Genomic DNA, 16,240 nt, shown 5'->3' with positions numbered 1-16,240 from the left:
CTCTTACGTCCGTGGCGGAGCGGAGCAAGGGTCAGGACGTTTCATATCCGCAGCTGTCCGAGACGGTGGCGAGCCTGCTGCGCGACCGGATCATGTCCGGCCAGCTGCGCCCCGGCGAGCGGATCCGGCTCGAAGAGGTGGCCCAGGAGACCGGGCTCAGCATCACCCCGGTACGCGAGGCGCTGCTGATGCTGCGCGCGGAGGACATGGTCGAGCTGCAGCCGCGTCGCGGCCACGTGGTCGCACCACTGTCCCGGCAGGACATCCTGGACGTGTTCGCGCTGCAGGGCGACATCGCCGGCGAACTCGCCTCCCGGGTCGCCGTCACGATCACCCAGGACCAGCTCGACGATCTGCGGCAGCAGCACGAGCGGTTGCGCCGCGCCGCTCAGGCCCGGCAGATCAGCCGGGTCGAGCAGCTCGAGTTCGAGTTCCACCGCAGCATCAACCGGCTGGCCGACGCGCGCAAGCTGTCCTGGCTGCTGCGCACGGTGACGCGCTACACGCCGTCGCGGTTCTACGCGGCCAACCCGGAGTGGCGGGCCGCCATGATCGCCGACCACGAGGCGCTGCTGATCGCGCTCGAGGCCCACGACCCGGCGGCCGTCGAGCCGATCATGGCCCGCCACTTCACCGACGGCGCCCAGCGATTGGTCAAGCATCTCGACGGGCTGGGTGTGTGGAGCGACCGTGCCGCCACCTGAACATCACCAGTGACGTACGCATCGCCGACGCCGCGGGTTGCAGCGTCATCAGGTCGATCGGCGGCCGGAACCGCTGCCAGGTCACCGACATGGGCCGGCTGAACTCCCGCAGGCCGTCCGCGCCGTGGACCCGCCCGAAGCCGGAGTCGCCCACGCCGCCGAAGGGCAGCGACGGCACACCGGCGTACCCGAGCACTGAATTGACCGACACCGCGCCGGCCCGAAGCTGCGCCGCGAGAGCCAGCCCACGACGACGATGGCGGGTGAAGATCGCGCCGGACAGACCGTAGGCGGTCGCGTTGGTCCGGCGCAGCGCCTCCTCGGCGTCGGCCACCGGATTGACCACCAGGACCGGGCCGAAGGTCTCGTCGGTGACCGCCGCGCTGTCCTCGGGGACGTCGGTCAGCACCACCGGCTCCACGAACGGCGGCCGCACCGAGGCGGCGTCGCCGACCAGCGCCCGCGCACCGCGGTCGATCGCGTCAGTGATGTGGCGCAGCACGATGCCGGGTTGCGTGGGCGTGGTCATCGGCCCGTAGGGCGCTTCCGGTTCGGCGCCGGGCCGGACCTTCCGCGCCAGTTCCGCAAGCTTGGCCACGAACGGCTCGTACACGGCCTGCTCGACGTAGACGCGCTCGACTCCGGCGCAGGTCTGCCCGGCGTTGCCCAGACCGCCGAACACCGCGGCTTGGGCGGCGGCGTCGAGATCAGCGTCGGCCGTGACGATGAGCGCGTCCTTGCCGCCGCCCTCGATGACGACCGGGGTCAACCGCTCGGCGCAGGCGGCCATCACGGCACGCCCGGTCGCCGCCGACCCGGTGAACGCGATCTTGTCGACCGCCGCACGGCACAGCGCCGCCCCGGTCGTGCCGTCGCCGGTGACGACCTGCAGAACCGGCCGGTCCGGCAGCAGCTCGCTCCAGCACTGCGCCAGCCACACACCGACACCGGGAGTGAACTCGCTGGGCTTGAAGACCACCGCGTTGCCGGCGGCCAGCGCGTGCGAGACGGCCCCCATCGGCGTGTAGACCGGATAGTTCCACGGCCCGATCACGCCGACGACGCCGAACGGCACGTACGTCACCGAACTGGCCTGATTGAACGCGAGCATGCCGGAGGACACCGACCGCCGCTTCAACACCCGCCGGGCATTGCGCGCCGCCCAGTCCAGGTGCTCGACCGCCAGCATCACCTCAAGCTGCGCCCCCGCGAGCGACTTGCCGGTCTCCGCGCGGATCAGCTCGGCCAGCTCGTCGATCCGACTCGCGATCAGCGACTTGTACGCCAACAGGTGCCGCCGCCGTTCGCGCGCCGGAAGGCCGGCCCACCAGCCGGCCGCGTCGCGTGCTCGCTCGACGGCCGCGTGCACCGCGGCTTCGTCGGCGATGTCGTAGTCGGCGCGAGACTCACCGGTTATCGGGTCCACGACGTGGAGCCGACGAGGGTGCTCAACGAGGGACGTCATCGGCGGCCTCCTGACATTTGATATTCGATAGTCTAGCCTTGCTGTCAACCCCTGAGCGACGCTGGAGGTACAGCTGTGGAATGGACCGACGAGCAACGGTCACTCGTCGCGGCGGTGCAGGATTTCTGCCGCCGCGAGGCCGGAACCCGTGAGCAGCGGCAGAAACTGACCAATGGCGGCCGGGAGAACCACAGCCCAGAGCTGTACCGCAAAATGGCCGACCTCGGCTGGCTCGGCCTGTCCCTGCCGGAGGAGTTCGACGGCGGCGGCGCGGGCATGGTGGAGCTGTGCCTGTTCCTGGAGGAGACCGCCCGGGCGATGGCCCCCATCGGCGGCTTCACCACGTCGATCATCGTCGCCGCGACCTATGAGCGATTCGGGTCGCTGGAGCAGAAGAAGCTCATCCTGGGCGGCGTCGCCCAGGGCGCGATCGAGGCCGTGGCGATGTCCGAGCCGGAAGCCGGCTCCGATGTGGCCAACCTGAGCTGCCGCGCCGAGCGACACGGCGACGGATTCATCGTCAACGGCCAGAAGACGTGGTGCTCCAACGCCCATCTCGCCGAGCACATCCTGCTCGTCGCGCGTACGTCGGGGCGGGCCGGCGATCACAACGGGCTGACCATGTTCCTCGTCCCCGCCACCACGCCCGGACTGACCGTCTCCGGCATCGACACCATGGGCGGCCGGGAGGTCAACGACCTCTACTTCGCCGACTGCGTACTGCCGGCCGACGCCGTGGTCGGCCAGATCGATCAGGGCTGGCGGCAGCTGATGGCCGGGCTCAACATGGAACGGCTGATCCTGGCCAGCGTCATGCTGGGCACCGCCCAGCGCGCGTTCGACGACGTCGTGGAGTACGTCAAGAACCGGCGCCAGTTCCGCAAGCCCATCGGCTCGTTCCAGGTGATCCGGCACCGCCTGGCCGACCTGGCCACCGAGATCGAATGCGCTCGCCTCCTGGTCTACAACACGGCGGCGCAGGTCGACCGGTCCCCGACCACCGTGCTGCCCCGGGAGAGTTCGATGGCCAAGCTCAAGGCCACCGAGACCGCCCGCCGCGTCACCCTGGACGCGATGCAGATGATGGGCGGCTACGGCTACGCCACCGAGTACGACATGGAACGCCTGGTCCGGGCCTCGGTGGTGTCCACCGTCTACGGCGGCACCAGCGAGATCCAGCGCGAGATCATCGCGAAGACCTACGGGCTGTCCGACCAGTTGCAGTAATCCACGATCAGCTCCTGGCCGGCGAGTGTTCGACACACTCGCCGGCCATTCCTGAATGGAGGCAGAGCATGGAACTGTCCGTCAAACAGCGCGCCGCCCTGGCGAGCATCTGCGACACGTTCGCCCCCGGCGACGGAGCCGGCCTGCCGTCGGCCAGTGAGATCGGCGCGGTCGACATCATGGCCGCGCTGGTCCTGCACAATCCGCGTACGGCTGAGGTGAAGCAGTTCTGCCAGCTGCTGAACGTCTGGGACTCCCCCGCCACCCAACTGCTCCTCGGTGGCGGCGCGCGACGGTTCTCCCAGCAGACCCAGCAGCGCCGCGAGCAGATGCTGCTCGCCCTGGCCGACTCCGGCATGACCCGCAAACGCGCCATCTTCCAAGCCCTCAAGGGCGCTGCCACGCTGTCCTACTACATGGCACCCGGAGCTACCGGTCACTCGCCACTGTGGGACGCCATCGGCTATCCCGGCCCGCTCGGCACCCGGGCCGACGCCGCCGAGCCCCCACTGACTCCCCTTCGCCCGGCCGGGGCGACCACTCTGGACTGTGACGTCGTCATCGTCGGGTCGGGCGCCGGCGGCGGCACGGCTGCGGCCGTCCTCGCCGGCCACGGGCTGGACGTGATCGTGGTGGAGAAGGGCGAGTACTACGACGACAAGGACTTCGACGGCGGCGAGCTGTCCGGGCTCTCCCGCCTGTACGCACCCGGCCCCGCCGCCACCGCCGAAGGTCAGCTGAGCCTGCTTCAGGGGCAGTGCCTCGGCGGTGGAACCGTCGTCAACTACACGACCTCGTTCCGCACCCCGCCCCGCGTACGCGAAGAGTGGGCGGCGTCGGGCGTACCGCAGTTCGCCACCGACGAATACGACCGCAGCCTCGACGCGGTGTGGTCACGGCTCGGCGTCAACCGCGACCACGGCCAGATCTCCTCCCGCGACGTACTGATGGAACGCGGACTGGCCAAGCTCGGCTGGCACGTCGACGAGATGCCCCGCAACGTCGACGGCTGCGACAACGGTGTCGAATGTGGCCGGTGTGGGCTCGGCTGCCGCCTCGGAGCCAAGCAGTCCACCGCCAAGACCTGGCTCGTCGACGCCCAGCAGTCCGGCGCGCGGCTCATCGTCGGCGTCGACGTACGCACCATCACCCTCCAGGCCGGCCGGGCTACCGGCATCGTCGGGCGTACCGCCGACGGGCATCCGGTGATCATCCACGCCCGTGCCGTGGTGGCCGCCGCCGGCAGTGTGCAGACGCCGGCCCTGCTCCGCCGGTCCGGACTGACCAACCCGAACATCGGCCGCCACCTGCACCTGCACCCCGCGACCGGCGTGTGGGGCGTGTTCGACGAGGAAGTCCGCCCCTGGGAGGGCGGCATCCAGACCCGGTACTCCACCGAGCACGCCGACCTCGACGGCCACGGCTACGGCGTCATCTACGAGACCGCCGCCACCAACCCGGCCACCGCCGTGTCGTTCATGAGCTGGACCGGCGCACAGGCCCATCTGGACCAGATGCGGTCGCTGCCGAACCTCAGCGGGGTCGGCATCATCACCCGGGACCGCGACAGCGGACAGGTCAAGGTCGGCAGCGACGGCGAACCGGTGGTGCACTACCGCCTGTCCGCGTACGACGCGGCGCACATGCGGGCCGGGATCGAGGGCGGCGCCCGCATCGTCGAGGCGGCCGGCGCCCGCCGGCTCTTCTCCGGCCACCAGCGCGGCACGATCTGGGAACGCGGCACGAGCTCCATCGACGACTTCATCCGGCAGACCGACGCCTTGGGCACCGCGCCCGGCCAGATCGCCATGGCCGCCCTGCACATCATGGGCGCGGCCCGGATGGGCGGCAGCCCGGCGACCTCGGCCGCCGGGCCTGACGGCGCCACCTGGGAGGTCCCGAACCTGGTCCTCGCCGACGCGTCCACGTTCCCGGCGTCGTTGGGCGTCAACCCGATGATCTCCGTGGAGGCCATCGCGTACATGAACGCCCAACGACTCGCCGCCGGGCTCTGACCCGCGTTACTCGAACAGCTCGCCCCGGTCGGCCTTCTCGACCAGCAGCCGGGGCGGGCTGAACCGGTCGCCGTAGCGCTCCGCGAGCACCCGCGCGCGGGCGACGAAGCCGGGCAGCCCGCCTTCGTACTGGTTGATGTACTGCAGCACGCCGCCGGTCCAGGCCGGGTAGCCGATGCCCAGGATCGAGCCGACGTTGGCGTCGACCACCGAGTCCAGCACGCCTTCCTCGAGGCACCGCACCGACTCGACCGCCTCGATGAACAGCATCCGTTCCTTGAGGTCCTCGAAGGGGGTGTCGAGGTTCGTCCCGCCGAAGTTCTCCCGCAGACCCGGCCACAGCCCGGCCCGCTTGCCCTCGCGGTAGTCGTAGAACCCGGCGCCGCCCGAACGTCCAGGCCGGCCGAAGTCGTCGATCATCCGGTCGATGACCGCGTCGGCGGCGTGCGGCTGCCAGGCGCCACCGGCGGCGACCGTCGCCGCCGCCGTCTCCTGCCGGATCTTGCGCGGCAGGGTCAGCGTCAGCTCGTCCATCAGCGCGAGCACCGGCGCCGGGTAGCCGGCCTGGCTGCTGGCCTGCTCGATGCTGGCCGCCGGGATCCCCTCGGCCAGCATCGCCACGCCCTCGTTGGTGAACGTGCCGATGACCCGGCTGGTGAAGAAGCCGCGGCTGTCGTTGACGACGATCGGCGTCTTGCGCAGCCGATGCACGACGCCCAGCGCCCGCTGCAGCGTGGCCTCGCTGGTCCGCTCGCCGCGGATCACCTCGACCAGCGGCATCTTGTCCACCGGTGAGAAGAAGTGCAGACCGACGAACTCGTCCGGCTTGCTGACGCCCTCGGCGAGCAGCGTGATCGGCAGGGTCGACGTGTTGGACGCGATCAACGCGTCCGGTGCGACCTGCTCGATCTCGGCGTACACCTTGTGCTTGAGGGCGGGGTCCTCGAAGACCGCCTCGATGACGAGGTCGACGCCGGCCAGGTCGGCGAGGTCCTCCGTCGCGTGGATCCGGTCCAGCAGCGCGTCCTTCTCGTCCGGTGTGGACACACCCCGGGCGACCGCCTTGTCGAGCAGCCCCACCGAGTACGCCTTGCCGCGCAGCGCCCCCTCGACGGTCACGTCCTTGAGCACGACCTGCATGCCCGCACGCGCGCACACGTACGCGATCGCGGCGCCCATCATGCCCGCCCCGATGACGGCAACCCGCTGGATGGGCGGGTGGCCCTCGCCGCGGTCGCGCGACCCGGCCGTCTGCACGTCGAAGAAGAGCGCCTTGATCATGTTCTTCGAGATCTGGCCGGTGGCAAGTTCCGTGAAGTACCGGCCCTCGATGGTGAACGCGGTGTCCAGGTCGACCTGCGCGCCCTCGACGGCGGCGGCGAGAATGTTGCGCGGCGCTGGATAGGGCGCGCCCTTGAGCTGCTGACGCAGGATGGCGGCCATCGCCGGCAGCTGCGTGGCGAGCGCCGGAGTGGACGGAGTTCCGCCGGGCATCTTGTAGCCCTTGCGGTCGTACGGCTGTGTCGCGTCGGGGTTCGCCGCGATGAACGCTCGGGCGGCCGCCATCATCGCTGCCTCGTCGGCGGCGAGTTCGTCGACCAGCCCGTTCGCCAGGGCGTCCTGCGGCCGCCGCCGCTGTCCGCGTACCAGCCAGTTGAGCAGTGCGTCGGCCACCCCCAGGAGCCGCACGGTACGCACGACGCCGCCGCAGCCGGGCAGTAGACCGAGGGTGACCTCGGGAAAGCCGATCTCGATCGCCGGGTTGTCGAGCACGACGCGGTGGTGGCAACCCAGGGCGAGTTCCAGCCCGCCGCCGAGGGCCGACCCGTTGACGGCGGCCACGACCGGACGCCCGAGCGTCTCCAGCCGGCGCACCGCGTCCTTGAGCATGCGGGTGTTGGCCGTGGCGGACTCGGCGTCGGCCGGCGTCAGCCGCATCAGCGACTCCAGGTCGCCGCCGGCGAAGAAGGTCTTCTTGGCGGAGGTGAGGATCACGCCGGTGATCTGGTCACGCTCGGCTTCGAGCCGGTCCACCGTCGCCACGAGGCTTGCCCCGAACTCGTCGTTCATCACGTTCGCCGAACGCCCGGGGTGGTCGAGGGTGAGCAGCACGATGCCGTCGTCGCCGCGCTCCCACCGGATTGTGTTGACCATTCGTGACTCCTCAGATTCGTTCGATGACGGTCGCGATGCCCATGCCGCCACCGACGCAGAGCGTGGCGAGCCCGTAGCGACCACCGCGGCGCTCCAGCTCGTCGAGAAGCGTGCCGAGGATCATGCCGCCGGTGGCTCCCAGCGGGTGTCCCATCGCGATGGCGCCGCCGTTGACGTTGACGATGTCCATGCTCAGGCCCATGTCGGCGACGAACCGCAGGACCACGGCCGCGAACGCCTCGTTCATCTCCACGAGGTCCAGGTCCGCCACGGTGAGGCCGGCCTTGGCCAGCGCCTTGCGGGTGGCCGGGGCCGGGCCGGCGAGCATGATCGTCGGATCGGCGCCGCTGAGCGCCGTGGCGACGATGCGCGCCCGCGGTGTCAGGCCGGCGGCCTTCCCGGCCGCCTCGCTGCCCACGACCACCAGCGAGGCGCCGTCGACGATGCCGGACGAGTTGCCCGCCGTGTGGACGTGGTTGATGGCCTCGACCCAGTGGTACTTCTGCAACGCCACGGCGTCGAAGCCCGCCTTCTCGCCGATGCCGGCGAAGGACGGGCGCAGCGCGGCGAGGCCCTCGGCGGTCGAGTCCGCCCGGATGTGCTCGTCACGATCGAGCACGGTCAGCCCGTTGCGGTCCCGCACCGGGACCACCGAACGGGCGAAGTAGCCGTTGGCCCACGCCTTCGCCGCGCGGGCCTGCGACTGCAGCGCGTATCCGTCCACGACGTCGCGGTCGTAACCGTCGAGGGTCGCGATGAGGTCGGCGCCGATGCCCTGCGGTACGAAGCCGGTGTCGAAGTTGGTCTCCGGGTCCTGCGCCCAGGCTCCACCGTCGGAGCCCATCGCGACCCGGGACATCGACTCGACGCCGCCGGCGAGCACGAGATCCTCCCAGCCCGACCGCACCTTCTGCGCGGCGACGTTCACCGCCTCCAGGCCCGACGCGCAGAACCGGTTGAGCTGCATTCCCGCCACCGTGTCGGGCAGCCCCGCGACGAGGGCGGCCGTCTTGGCGATGTCGGATCCCTGATCGCCCAGCGGGGACACCACCCCGAGCACGATGTCGTCGATCACCTGTGGGTCCAGGCTCGGCAGCCGCCGCAGGGTCTCCTCGATCAGACCCACGACAAGCGAAACCGGCTTAACCCCATGCAGCGATCCGTTCGGCTTTCCCCGGCCGCGTGGTGTGCGCAGCGCATCGTAGATGAACGCCTCGGTCGTCATGGCCAAGCTCCTTGCTGCTCACCCGAATGCGAATTCCGCCTAACTTTCGTTGAGCCCGCCGCCGGTTGTCAAGCGGTCCGCGTGCCCGAAGCCCGCTGGCCGCCCTCGGCCTCGCCGATCTATAGCGGGCGAGAAGTCGGCTGGCTGTCGCGACCTTTCCGCGAGGTGGCGCTAACGTATACGGGTGCGACCAGCAGCCAGCGGCGAAGCCCCCGTAGCGACCAAGCGGCCCAAGGACCGCAAGGACCGCATCGCGCTGGCCGGCGCCGAGCTGTTCTGCGAGCGGGGATATCACCGCGTCTCCGTCGACGAGATCGCCGCCGTCGTCGGCATCAGCGGCCCCGCCGTCTACCGGCACTTCCCCAACAAGTACGCGATCCTCGTCCACGCCACCCGGGAGGTCGTCGGCGCGCTGCTCGGCGCGACCGCCGACCCGCAGGCGACCACCGCCGAGGGCGTCCTGAACGAGCAGCTCGCCGCGCTGGCCGGCGTCGCGGTCGGCAAGCGGCGCGTGGCCGGGCTCTACCAATGGGAACGCCGCTACCTCACCCCCGAGCATCGGCGCGAGTTCGCCGCCATCCTGGCGACCCTGGTCGGCCGCCTCGCCGGGCCCCTGCGCGAGCTACGGCCCGAGCTGACCGCCGGGCAGGCCGACCTCCTGGTCAACGCGGCGCTCAGCGCGTTCGGCAGCGTGTCCACCCACCGCGCCACGGCGACCGGCACCGAACACCTGCTCACCCGGATCGCCTGGACGCTCCTGCGGGCGGACGCGCCCCAGTCGCCGCCATCGGAGCAGACCACCCCGCCCACCACAGCGGTACGCCCGTCATCGCGCCGTGAACTGCTGCTGACCGAGGCCATCCGGCTGTTCCACCGCCACGGCTATCACGCCGTCGCCGTCGAGGACATCGGCCGCGCCGCCGGGATGCAGGCCTCCAGCGTGTACCGATACTTCCCCAGCAAGGCCGACCTGCTCGCGGCCGCCTACTACCGGGCCACCGACCGCCTCGGCGGCGCCACGACCGCCGCGATCGCCGAGGCGACCGATCCCGTCGACGCCCTGCACCGGGTCGTGCACGCGTACGCCGCCTTCGCCTTCGCGCAGAGCGATCTGGTCGCGGTCTACCTGGCGGAGAACAACAACCTGCCCGACGAGGACCGCCACCAACTCCGTGGAGCACAGCGGTCGAACGTCGAGGAATGGGTGCAACTCGTCGTCGCCGTACGCCCGGAGCTGCCGGTCGCCGACGCGCGCGTACTCGTGCACGCCGTGCTCAACGTCATCACCGACATCGGCCGGCTCGGCCGCTTCGACAGCGCCGCCGGCTACGACGAGCAGACGGCCCGCCTCGCCCTCACGGTGCTGCAGGCCTGAAGCAGCCGACCCCGGCCGGGACTTCGAGGGCGTACCGGGTGCTGTGATTGACTAGCAGGCATGGTCTTGTGTCCGCCCACGTCGGCTCGAGGGATGCTGTGACCACCGGGCCGACGGCGGCCACCCGACCGCGCAACCGCAAGCAGGTCATCGTCGACGCGGCCGGTCAGGTGTTCAGCGAACGCGGCTATCACGCGGCGTCCATGGAGGAGATCGCCGCCGTCGTGGGGATCAGCGCGGCCGCGCTGTACCGGCACTTCCCCAACAAGTACGCCCTGTTCGCCGAGTGCGCCAACATCATGGTGGACAAGCTCGTCGCGGCGGTCGACGACTGGGGCCCCGAGGCGGAACTGCGGGACGTGCTCGTCGCCCTCACCCGGGTGACCGTCTCGCATCGTGCGTCGGGCGGCCTCTACCGATGGGAGGCCCGTTACCTCGAACGCGAGGACCGACGCCGCCTGCGGACGAAGTTCGGGCACGTCGTGGGCCGAGTGACCGAACTGGTCCGGCGCGAGTACCCGTTGCCCGACGAACGTCTGCGAGCCGTCGCCGCCCTCGGTGTGATCGGGTCCATCACGATGCACCACACCTCGATCGCCCAGCGGCGTACCGAGGAGCTGTTGCTGGCCTCCGCGACCCAGGTCGTCGCGACCGATCCGACGGCGGTCGCGGGCACCGCGCGGCAGGTCGAACTGCCCGCCCAGCCCGTGCCGCGTACGCGACGCGCCGAGATCCTCGCGGCGGCCATCCCGTTGTTCGCCCGGGACGGGTTCGCCAACGTCACGAACGCGCAGATCGCTCAGGCGGTGGGACTCGCGCCGTCGGCGATCTACCGGCAGTACCCCGGCAAGGTCGACATCCTGGTCGCCGCCTGCCTGCAAGCGGCGGCACTGCTCGAACAGGCCGTGGAACGCAGCCTCCATCAGGCGACCGATCCCCGGCAGGCCGTCGTCGCGCTGGCAGCGGCGTACGTGGCCTATTGCTTCGAGCACAACGCGCTCAACAGCGTCGCCGAAGCCGAGGTCGCCGGCCTGCCGGCGGATCTCCAGCGGCCGGTGATCCTCGCCCAGCGCGAACACATCGCCGTCTGGGAGCACCAACTCCGGACGGTACGCCCGGAGCTGGACTCCCGGCAGGCTCGGCTCCTGGTCCACGCCGGCTTCGGCGTGGTGGTGGAGGCCGGGCGTGCACTGCGCTGGCAGGACGCGCCCGGCCATCGGGACGCGGTCACCGCCTTGGTGACCGGCGCCCTGACGCTGTGAACGGGCAGACTCTGTGATCGGGCGCCGGCTCAGGCGCCGGGCCGGTTCCCCACCGGGATGGTGATCGGGGTGTAGCTCGTCGACGTGCCGTTGTTGAGGAACAGCATCGCCAGGCCGCGGATGAACTGGTCGAAGAGGGAGAAGCCCTCGGGCATGACCGGAGACAGCCCCTCGCGGAACAGCACGTACGCCGGCCAGCCGACCTCGATCACGCCCCGCGAGATGAAGTCCCGCGGCAGCTTCAGCCAGTTGCCGATCTTGTCGCTGAGCACGTACCGGGAGAACTCCCGCTGGAATCCCTTGGTCACGCCCAGGTCGACCGACGAGGTCAGGTTCAGCAGGATGTTGGCCAGGTCGATGCCCTCCGGCGTCGCGCCGAGCAGCGGCGTCAGCACGTACTGCGACTGCTCGTCCGCGGCGGCCCAGGTCGCCGGGATGAACTCGTCCCGCACGCCCAGCAGGTGCAGCGCGACCTGCCACATGTGCAGGTACGCCGCCTCCTCCGCCGCCGACATCTTCAGCCCGTAGCTGCGCCACTCCAGCAGCTTGCGGTGCACGTAGGTGCCCAGGCTGTGGAAGGTGATCAGGATGTCGCCGTTGCTGATCGGGATGGGGTTGTCCGTGACGGCCCGCCACGCCGCCGACTGCGGCAGCAGGTGCCGCACCGCCGCGTGGGTCAGGCGGGTCTTGGTGGAGGTCACCACGAAGTGGCCCGTGGGCTTGAAGGCGTCGACCGCGCTGAGGTCATAGCCGTAGGTGAAGGTCTTGGCCGCCCGCATCTTCATGCCGGCGCCGCCCTCGGACCAGTAGACGTTGCGGGCCTCGCGCGGGATCACCGTGCTCATGATGCCGCTGCCCAGTCCGTACAGCAGGAACAGGTACATGCTCATGCGCTTGTTGAACTGGGCGGCGAGGTCCAGCTTGGCCTGGTCCGCCCACGACGGCAGCTTGTTGTACGTCGTGAGGTAGCTGGTGAGCTGGGCGGGCAGGCCGCTGGGCAACGGGTCGCCGTTCTTGACCCACGACTGGAACGCGGTGTTGACCCCCGGGATCTGATTGCTGTCCAGCAGCGACGCGAGCAGCGGGTCGGTGGCGTCGTCCCAGACGTCCCACGGGTCGGTGACCGTGTCGGTCCCGGCGATCGAGTTGGCGGACGACCACGCCCATGCCTTCGGAGCTTCCGTCGCAGCTACCAGACCCAGCGCGGCACCGAGGGTCAGGATGCTTCTTCTGCTGAGATTTTGCATTCGCGCACCTACCTACCGGTCGGCCGGACGTTGCCTTGAGCACCGGCTTGTGGCAACGATACGAGCAGGTTTCAAGTCATCCGGTCATGTGATTTTCTATTAACATAGAGGAGGGTGACTCGACCGGCAAGAGGGCATGTTCGATGTGATTGCCATCCATCGGCTTCGAGCTGAGACCGCTGCTGGCGGAACCGTCCTCAGCCGAAGGTCAGCACGGGTTTGACCGCCGTGCCGTCGCGCATCCCGGCCACGGCGACGCCGATGTCCTCGAAGGCGAACGTCGTGACGAGGCGATCCACAGGGAACAGGCCACGCTGGTAGAGACCGACCAGCTCGGGGATGAAGCGCGCCGGGTCCACATCCCCCTCGATCACCCCGTGCACCCGGACGCCCTTGGTGAGCAGGCTCATCACGTCGAACTCGACCTTGGCGCCGATGCCGAGCAGGGCGAGTTCACCCCTCGGCCGCAGGGCGGCGACGGCCTGCCGGAGCACGTCCGACCGGCTAGTGGTGTCCACGACGTACTGCGCACCGCCACGGGTCAGATCGAGCACAGTGGAGACGAAGTCGCCGTCCGCTGTTGGATCCAGGACGGCCGTGGCGCCCAACTCCGTGGCCAGCGCGCGGCGCGAAGCGACCGGCTCGACGACGATGACCGGATCGCAGCCCACCACGACGGCGGCCATGAGCGTACTGAGCCCCACCCCGCCGGCCCCGATCACCATCAGCGAGCTGCCCGGCTCGGGACGCAGCCGGTTGACCACCGTCCCGGCGCCCGTCTGCACGCCACAGCCCAACGGCGCGGCCACCGTAGGCGGCAGATCGGCGGGTACCCGGATTGTGTTGCGCGCATGGGTGATCGCGTACGTTGCGAAGCTCGACTGGCCGAAGAACGCGCCGAACACGGGCGCCCCGTCGCGCGACAGCGCAGTGGTGCCGTCGGCCCGGCCGCCGCCGGTGTTCAAGATCCGCTGGGCGTGGCAGTAGGCCGGGTGGCCGGCCACGCACTGCTCACACCGGCCACAGCTGTCGAAGGTCAGGCAGACGTGGTCACCTACCGCGAGACCCGCCACCTGCGCGCCGACCGCCTCGACCACGCCGGCCCCCTCATGCCCGAAGACCATCGGGGTACGCCGCCGCGGCCAGCCGGCCTGCATACCGAGGTCGGTGTGGCACACACCCGCGGCGGTCATCCGGACCAGGACTTCGTCGGGCCGGGGCGCTTCCAGGTCCACCGCCTGAACGACGAAGGGCCCGCCCGGAGTCTCCGTGACGGCAGCTCGGATCTGCATGATCGGCTCCTCCGCGTCGGCCGGGCTCAGGCGACCCGCTCGAGCACGAAGTAGAAGAACGGGCCGTCGTCGGCGAAGTGCTTGCCGTTCATGATCCCCATGAGCGTACGGTCGTCGACTCGCTTGAAATGGTCGAAGATCGGCTGGCCGTCGTACACCATCGTCGCGGTCGACTCACCCCGGAACTCGACCGTCCACAAGCTTGCCTCGCCCTTGCCCAGCACCTTGTTGGAGTACAGCTCGCCGTCGTCGTCCCGGCAGATCAGCGGCTTGACGTCCTTGCGGCTCACGAAGGTCTTGCCGAACCATCGCGCCTGGTCCAGCTGCCCGTTGATCGGGTGCCCGGTGTCGAACTCGCCGCCCTTCCACTCGCCGAAGATCTCCTCGGGACGGACCGTGTCCAACGCGGACCAGATCTCGTCGAGCTCGGCGGCCGAGACCCGGCCGTCCTGTCGGCGCAGTTCGGCGAATCTGTCCCGGGCCTTGTTCGCGTCCATGACGGCGTCCTCTCGCTGGCGTCTCGCAGATGTCTCGCGGAAGTCTCGCTGGTGTCTCGCTTGTCGCAGCGGCACTCGAAGCCGGCGGCGCCGGATTCTGGGGCAGAGGATAGACAGCCGACGGCCCTTGACACGAGCGGCGTCGTTGCCGACCCTGCTTGCGAGGTGGTCACGATGGCTGGTGGCGGTCGGTACCGATGGTTGCGTCGCATCGAGGCGCTCGATCCCGTGCACGACCATCACGAGATCTACCGGATCTCGACGGGCTTCGAGTTCCCGTTCGACTATCAGCGGGCGCTGGAGTTCGCGCTGTTCCGCACGTACTGCGTACCGAGCATCTCGGCGCTGCTCGAGGCGACCGGCGAGTTCCGGCTCCGCCCGCAACAGCGGTACGACGACACCGCGTTGCTGATGGCCGAGATGGTCGAGCACGGCTACGACTCGCCACGCGGCAAGCAGGCGCTGCGCGCGGTCAACCGGGCCCACTCCGCGTACGCGATCTCCAACGACGACATGCGCTATGTGCTGTCCACCTTCGTCTACGAGCCGATCGAGTGGCTGGAACGCTTCGGCTGGCGACCGCTGCACGAGCACGAGCGGCTGGCCGCGTTCCACTACTACCGCGCGGTCGGTGCTCGGATGGGCATCCACGACGTGCCGGACGACTTCGACGCGTTCTGGGACTTCAAGCGCGAGTACGAGCGCACGAGGTTCCGCTATGACCCGACCAACGAGCGCGTCGGCACGTACACCCTGGACCTGTTCGCGTCCTGGTATCCCGCGCCGTTGCGCCGCGCCGCCCGGCTCGGAGTGCTGGCGCTGCTGCCCGTCGAGCTGCGTACCGCGTTCGGCTTTCCGGCCGCGCCGCGCTGGGTGTCCGCGATCGTCGACGGCGGCTTGCGTACGCGGGCCGCTGCGGTTCGGCTGCTGCCACCGCGTACCAAGAGCAAACTGACCCGCGCACCGCGAAACCGCACGTATCCCGGCTATCCCGAGGGATACCAGCCCGCGGACCTGGGCGCTCCGCCACCACCGCCCGACCTCGACCCGAGCTGGCTGGCCCGCCCGGACGACCGCCGATGAGGGCCTAGCCGGGGAGTTCGACCGCCACGGCGACGGTGCTCGTGCTGGCCGCCTTCGCCGCGAGGGCGCCGATGTCGAGTCGGTGACCGACGCGATCGGCGACCGCTCCGGCGGCGAGCCGTAGGTCGGCGACGGACGACCCGAACGCGGCCGACGCGGCCTCCAGCAGACGCCGACGGGCCACCGCGACAGCCACCCGCACGGTCGTCACCTGGTGGTACGCCGCATCGGGCGGCGCATCGCCCAGCGCGACGTCGACCCGCTCCCGCGGCACGGACAGCTCCTGCGTGATCAGCGTGACCGACGTGGCCAGCGCCTCCCTTGAGGTGGCGCGCGGAACCACGAGTGTCACCGTCCAGTCCGGGTGGACCTCGATCGAGATCAGCCGGGACGCCGGCAGCGCCACCGCGGTCCTGATGTCGTTGAGGCCGAGCAGGTCCTCGGTGGTAGCTGTAGGCGTCACCGCCAGATCGGCCGCGGTGACGAGGATCGGGGCGGCCAGCACGTACCCGCGGAATCGTCGCCGGACGACGGCTTCCACCATGGCCGTGGTCACCGGGGTGGGCCGGGCATGACATCACGCCCGCCGAGTGGCTCCACGCTTCGCTCCTCCTGCGGTCGGCCCGCCGAGGCGAGCATCGATGTGTTTGCACGCGCGCATCGCATGACAGCACACCGGCTCGGCGACCACAAG

At 70.2% G+C, this 16,240-nt stretch carries 13 protein-coding genes; 6 read left to right on the top strand and 7 right to left on the bottom strand.

Annotated elements, in window-relative coordinates:
- Positions 1-11 precede the first annotated feature (11 nt).
- Positions 12-704 carry a GntR family transcriptional regulator gene (locus AB0M47_RS03910; protein WP_363407929.1) on the top strand — a complete coding sequence of 231 codons (693 nt, stop codon included), beginning with the start codon at positions 12-14 and terminating at the stop codon, positions 702-704.
- Here AB0M47_RS03910 and AB0M47_RS03905 read toward each other — a convergent pair.
- A complete protein-coding gene (locus AB0M47_RS03905; protein ID WP_363407926.1) occupies positions 655-2,169 on the bottom strand; it encodes an aldehyde dehydrogenase family protein in 1,515 nt (504 codons plus the stop codon). The genes AB0M47_RS03910 and AB0M47_RS03905 overlap by 50 nt on opposite strands.
- 75 nt (positions 2,170-2,244) lie before the next feature.
- Between AB0M47_RS03905 and AB0M47_RS03900 the strand changes: the two genes are divergently transcribed.
- The gene (locus tag AB0M47_RS03900) at positions 2,245-3,396 is read left to right on the top strand and encodes an acyl-CoA dehydrogenase family protein (protein WP_363407923.1); all 1,152 of its coding nucleotides are present in this window, start codon (positions 2,245-2,247) and stop codon (positions 3,394-3,396) included.
- Between the two features lie 68 nt (positions 3,397-3,464).
- A complete protein-coding gene (locus tag AB0M47_RS03895; protein ID WP_363407920.1) occupies positions 3,465-5,411 on the top strand; it encodes a GMC family oxidoreductase N-terminal domain-containing protein in 1,947 nt (648 codons plus the stop codon).
- A gap of 6 nt (positions 5,412-5,417) precedes the next feature.
- Here AB0M47_RS03895 and AB0M47_RS03890 read toward each other — a convergent pair whose 3' ends face one another.
- Both AB0M47_RS03890 and AB0M47_RS03885 read right to left on the bottom strand, forming a co-directional pair.
- Positions 5,418-7,565 carry a 3-hydroxyacyl-CoA dehydrogenase NAD-binding domain-containing protein gene (locus AB0M47_RS03890; RefSeq protein WP_363407917.1) on the bottom strand — a complete coding sequence of 716 codons (2,148 nt, stop codon included), beginning with the start codon at positions 7,563-7,565 and terminating at the stop codon, positions 5,418-5,420.
- A 10-nt stretch (positions 7,566-7,575) separates the two neighbouring features.
- On the bottom strand, positions 7,576-8,790 hold the full coding sequence (locus tag AB0M47_RS03885) for an acetyl-CoA C-acetyltransferase (RefSeq protein ID WP_363407914.1): 1,215 nt from the start codon (positions 8,788-8,790) through the stop codon (positions 7,576-7,578).
- Between the two features lie 184 nt (positions 8,791-8,974).
- Between AB0M47_RS03885 and AB0M47_RS03880 the strand changes: the two genes are divergently transcribed.
- Together AB0M47_RS03880 and AB0M47_RS03875 are read left to right on the top strand one after the other, a co-directional pair.
- Positions 8,975-10,165, top strand: a complete 1,191-nt coding sequence (locus tag AB0M47_RS03880) for a TetR family transcriptional regulator (RefSeq protein WP_363407911.1) — start codon at positions 8,975-8,977, stop codon at positions 10,163-10,165.
- A 98-nt stretch (positions 10,166-10,263) separates the two neighbouring features.
- The gene (locus AB0M47_RS03875) at positions 10,264-11,427 is read left to right on the top strand and encodes a helix-turn-helix domain-containing protein (RefSeq protein WP_363407908.1); all 1,164 of its coding nucleotides are present in this window, start codon (positions 10,264-10,266) and stop codon (positions 11,425-11,427) included.
- A gap of 29 nt (positions 11,428-11,456) precedes the next feature.
- On the opposite strand, the gene AB0M47_RS03870 is transcribed toward AB0M47_RS03875, so the two are convergent.
- From AB0M47_RS03870 to AB0M47_RS03860, 3 genes are all read right to left on the bottom strand, one after another.
- Positions 11,457-12,674, bottom strand: a complete 1,218-nt coding sequence (locus tag AB0M47_RS03870) for an oxygenase MpaB family protein (RefSeq protein ID WP_363407906.1) — start codon at positions 12,672-12,674, stop codon at positions 11,457-11,459.
- A gap of 197 nt (positions 12,675-12,871) precedes the next feature.
- Positions 12,872-13,966 carry an NAD(P)-dependent alcohol dehydrogenase gene (locus tag AB0M47_RS03865; RefSeq protein WP_363407903.1) on the bottom strand — a complete coding sequence of 365 codons (1,095 nt, stop codon included), beginning with the start codon at positions 13,964-13,966 and terminating at the stop codon, positions 12,872-12,874.
- A gap of 26 nt (positions 13,967-13,992) precedes the next feature.
- Positions 13,993-14,463 carry a DUF4334 domain-containing protein gene (locus AB0M47_RS03860; protein WP_363407900.1) on the bottom strand — a complete coding sequence of 157 codons (471 nt, stop codon included), beginning with the start codon at positions 14,461-14,463 and terminating at the stop codon, positions 13,993-13,995.
- A 174-nt stretch (positions 14,464-14,637) separates the two neighbouring features.
- On the opposite strand from AB0M47_RS03860, the gene AB0M47_RS03855 reads away from it, so the two are divergent.
- Positions 14,638-15,546 carry an oxygenase MpaB family protein gene (locus AB0M47_RS03855; RefSeq protein WP_363407897.1) on the top strand — a complete coding sequence of 303 codons (909 nt, stop codon included), beginning with the start codon at positions 14,638-14,640 and terminating at the stop codon, positions 15,544-15,546.
- Between the two features lie 4 nt (positions 15,547-15,550).
- On the opposite strand, the gene AB0M47_RS03850 is transcribed toward AB0M47_RS03855, so the two are convergent.
- A complete protein-coding gene (locus tag AB0M47_RS03850) occupies positions 15,551-16,090 on the bottom strand; it encodes an isoquinoline 1-oxidoreductase (protein WP_363407894.1) in 540 nt (179 codons plus the stop codon).
- Between the last annotated feature and the right edge of the window lie 150 nt (positions 16,091-16,240).

This window comes from Hamadaea sp. NPDC051192 (assembly GCF_040682475.1).
Lineage (GTDB): Bacteria > Actinomycetota > Actinomycetes > Mycobacteriales > Micromonosporaceae > Hamadaea > Hamadaea flava.
The sequence above is the reverse complement of the archived record's forward strand: the minus strand, read 5'-3'. Positions and strand labels throughout refer to the sequence as shown.

Bases quoted from the DNA above. Each gene is read 5' to 3' on its own strand.
- AB0M47_RS03905 (WP_363407926.1), bottom strand. From the start codon at position 2,169: ATGACGTCCCTCGTTGAGCACCCTCGTCGGCTCCACGTCGTGGACCCG.
- AB0M47_RS03860 (WP_363407900.1), bottom strand. From the start codon at position 14,463: ATGGACGCGAACAAGGCCCGGGACAGATTCGCCGAACTGCGCCGACAG.
- AB0M47_RS03885 (WP_363407914.1), bottom strand. From the start codon at position 8,790: ATGACGACCGAGGCGTTCATCTACGATGCGCTGCGCACACCACGCGGC.
- AB0M47_RS03850 (WP_363407894.1), bottom strand. From the start codon at position 16,090: ATGGTGGAAGCCGTCGTCCGGCGACGATTCCGCGGGTACGTGCTGGCC.
- AB0M47_RS03890 (WP_363407917.1), bottom strand. From the start codon at position 7,565: ATGGTCAACACAATCCGGTGGGAGCGCGGCGACGACGGCATCGTGCTG.
- AB0M47_RS03865 (WP_363407903.1), bottom strand. From the start codon at position 13,966: ATGCAGATCCGAGCTGCCGTCACGGAGACTCCGGGCGGGCCCTTCGTC.
- AB0M47_RS03855 (WP_363407897.1), top strand. From the start codon at position 14,638: ATGGCTGGTGGCGGTCGGTACCGATGGTTGCGTCGCATCGAGGCGCTC.
- AB0M47_RS03895 (WP_363407920.1), top strand. From the start codon at position 3,465: ATGGAACTGTCCGTCAAACAGCGCGCCGCCCTGGCGAGCATCTGCGAC.
- AB0M47_RS03870 (WP_363407906.1), bottom strand. From the start codon at position 12,674: ATGCAAAATCTCAGCAGAAGAAGCATCCTGACCCTCGGTGCCGCGCTG.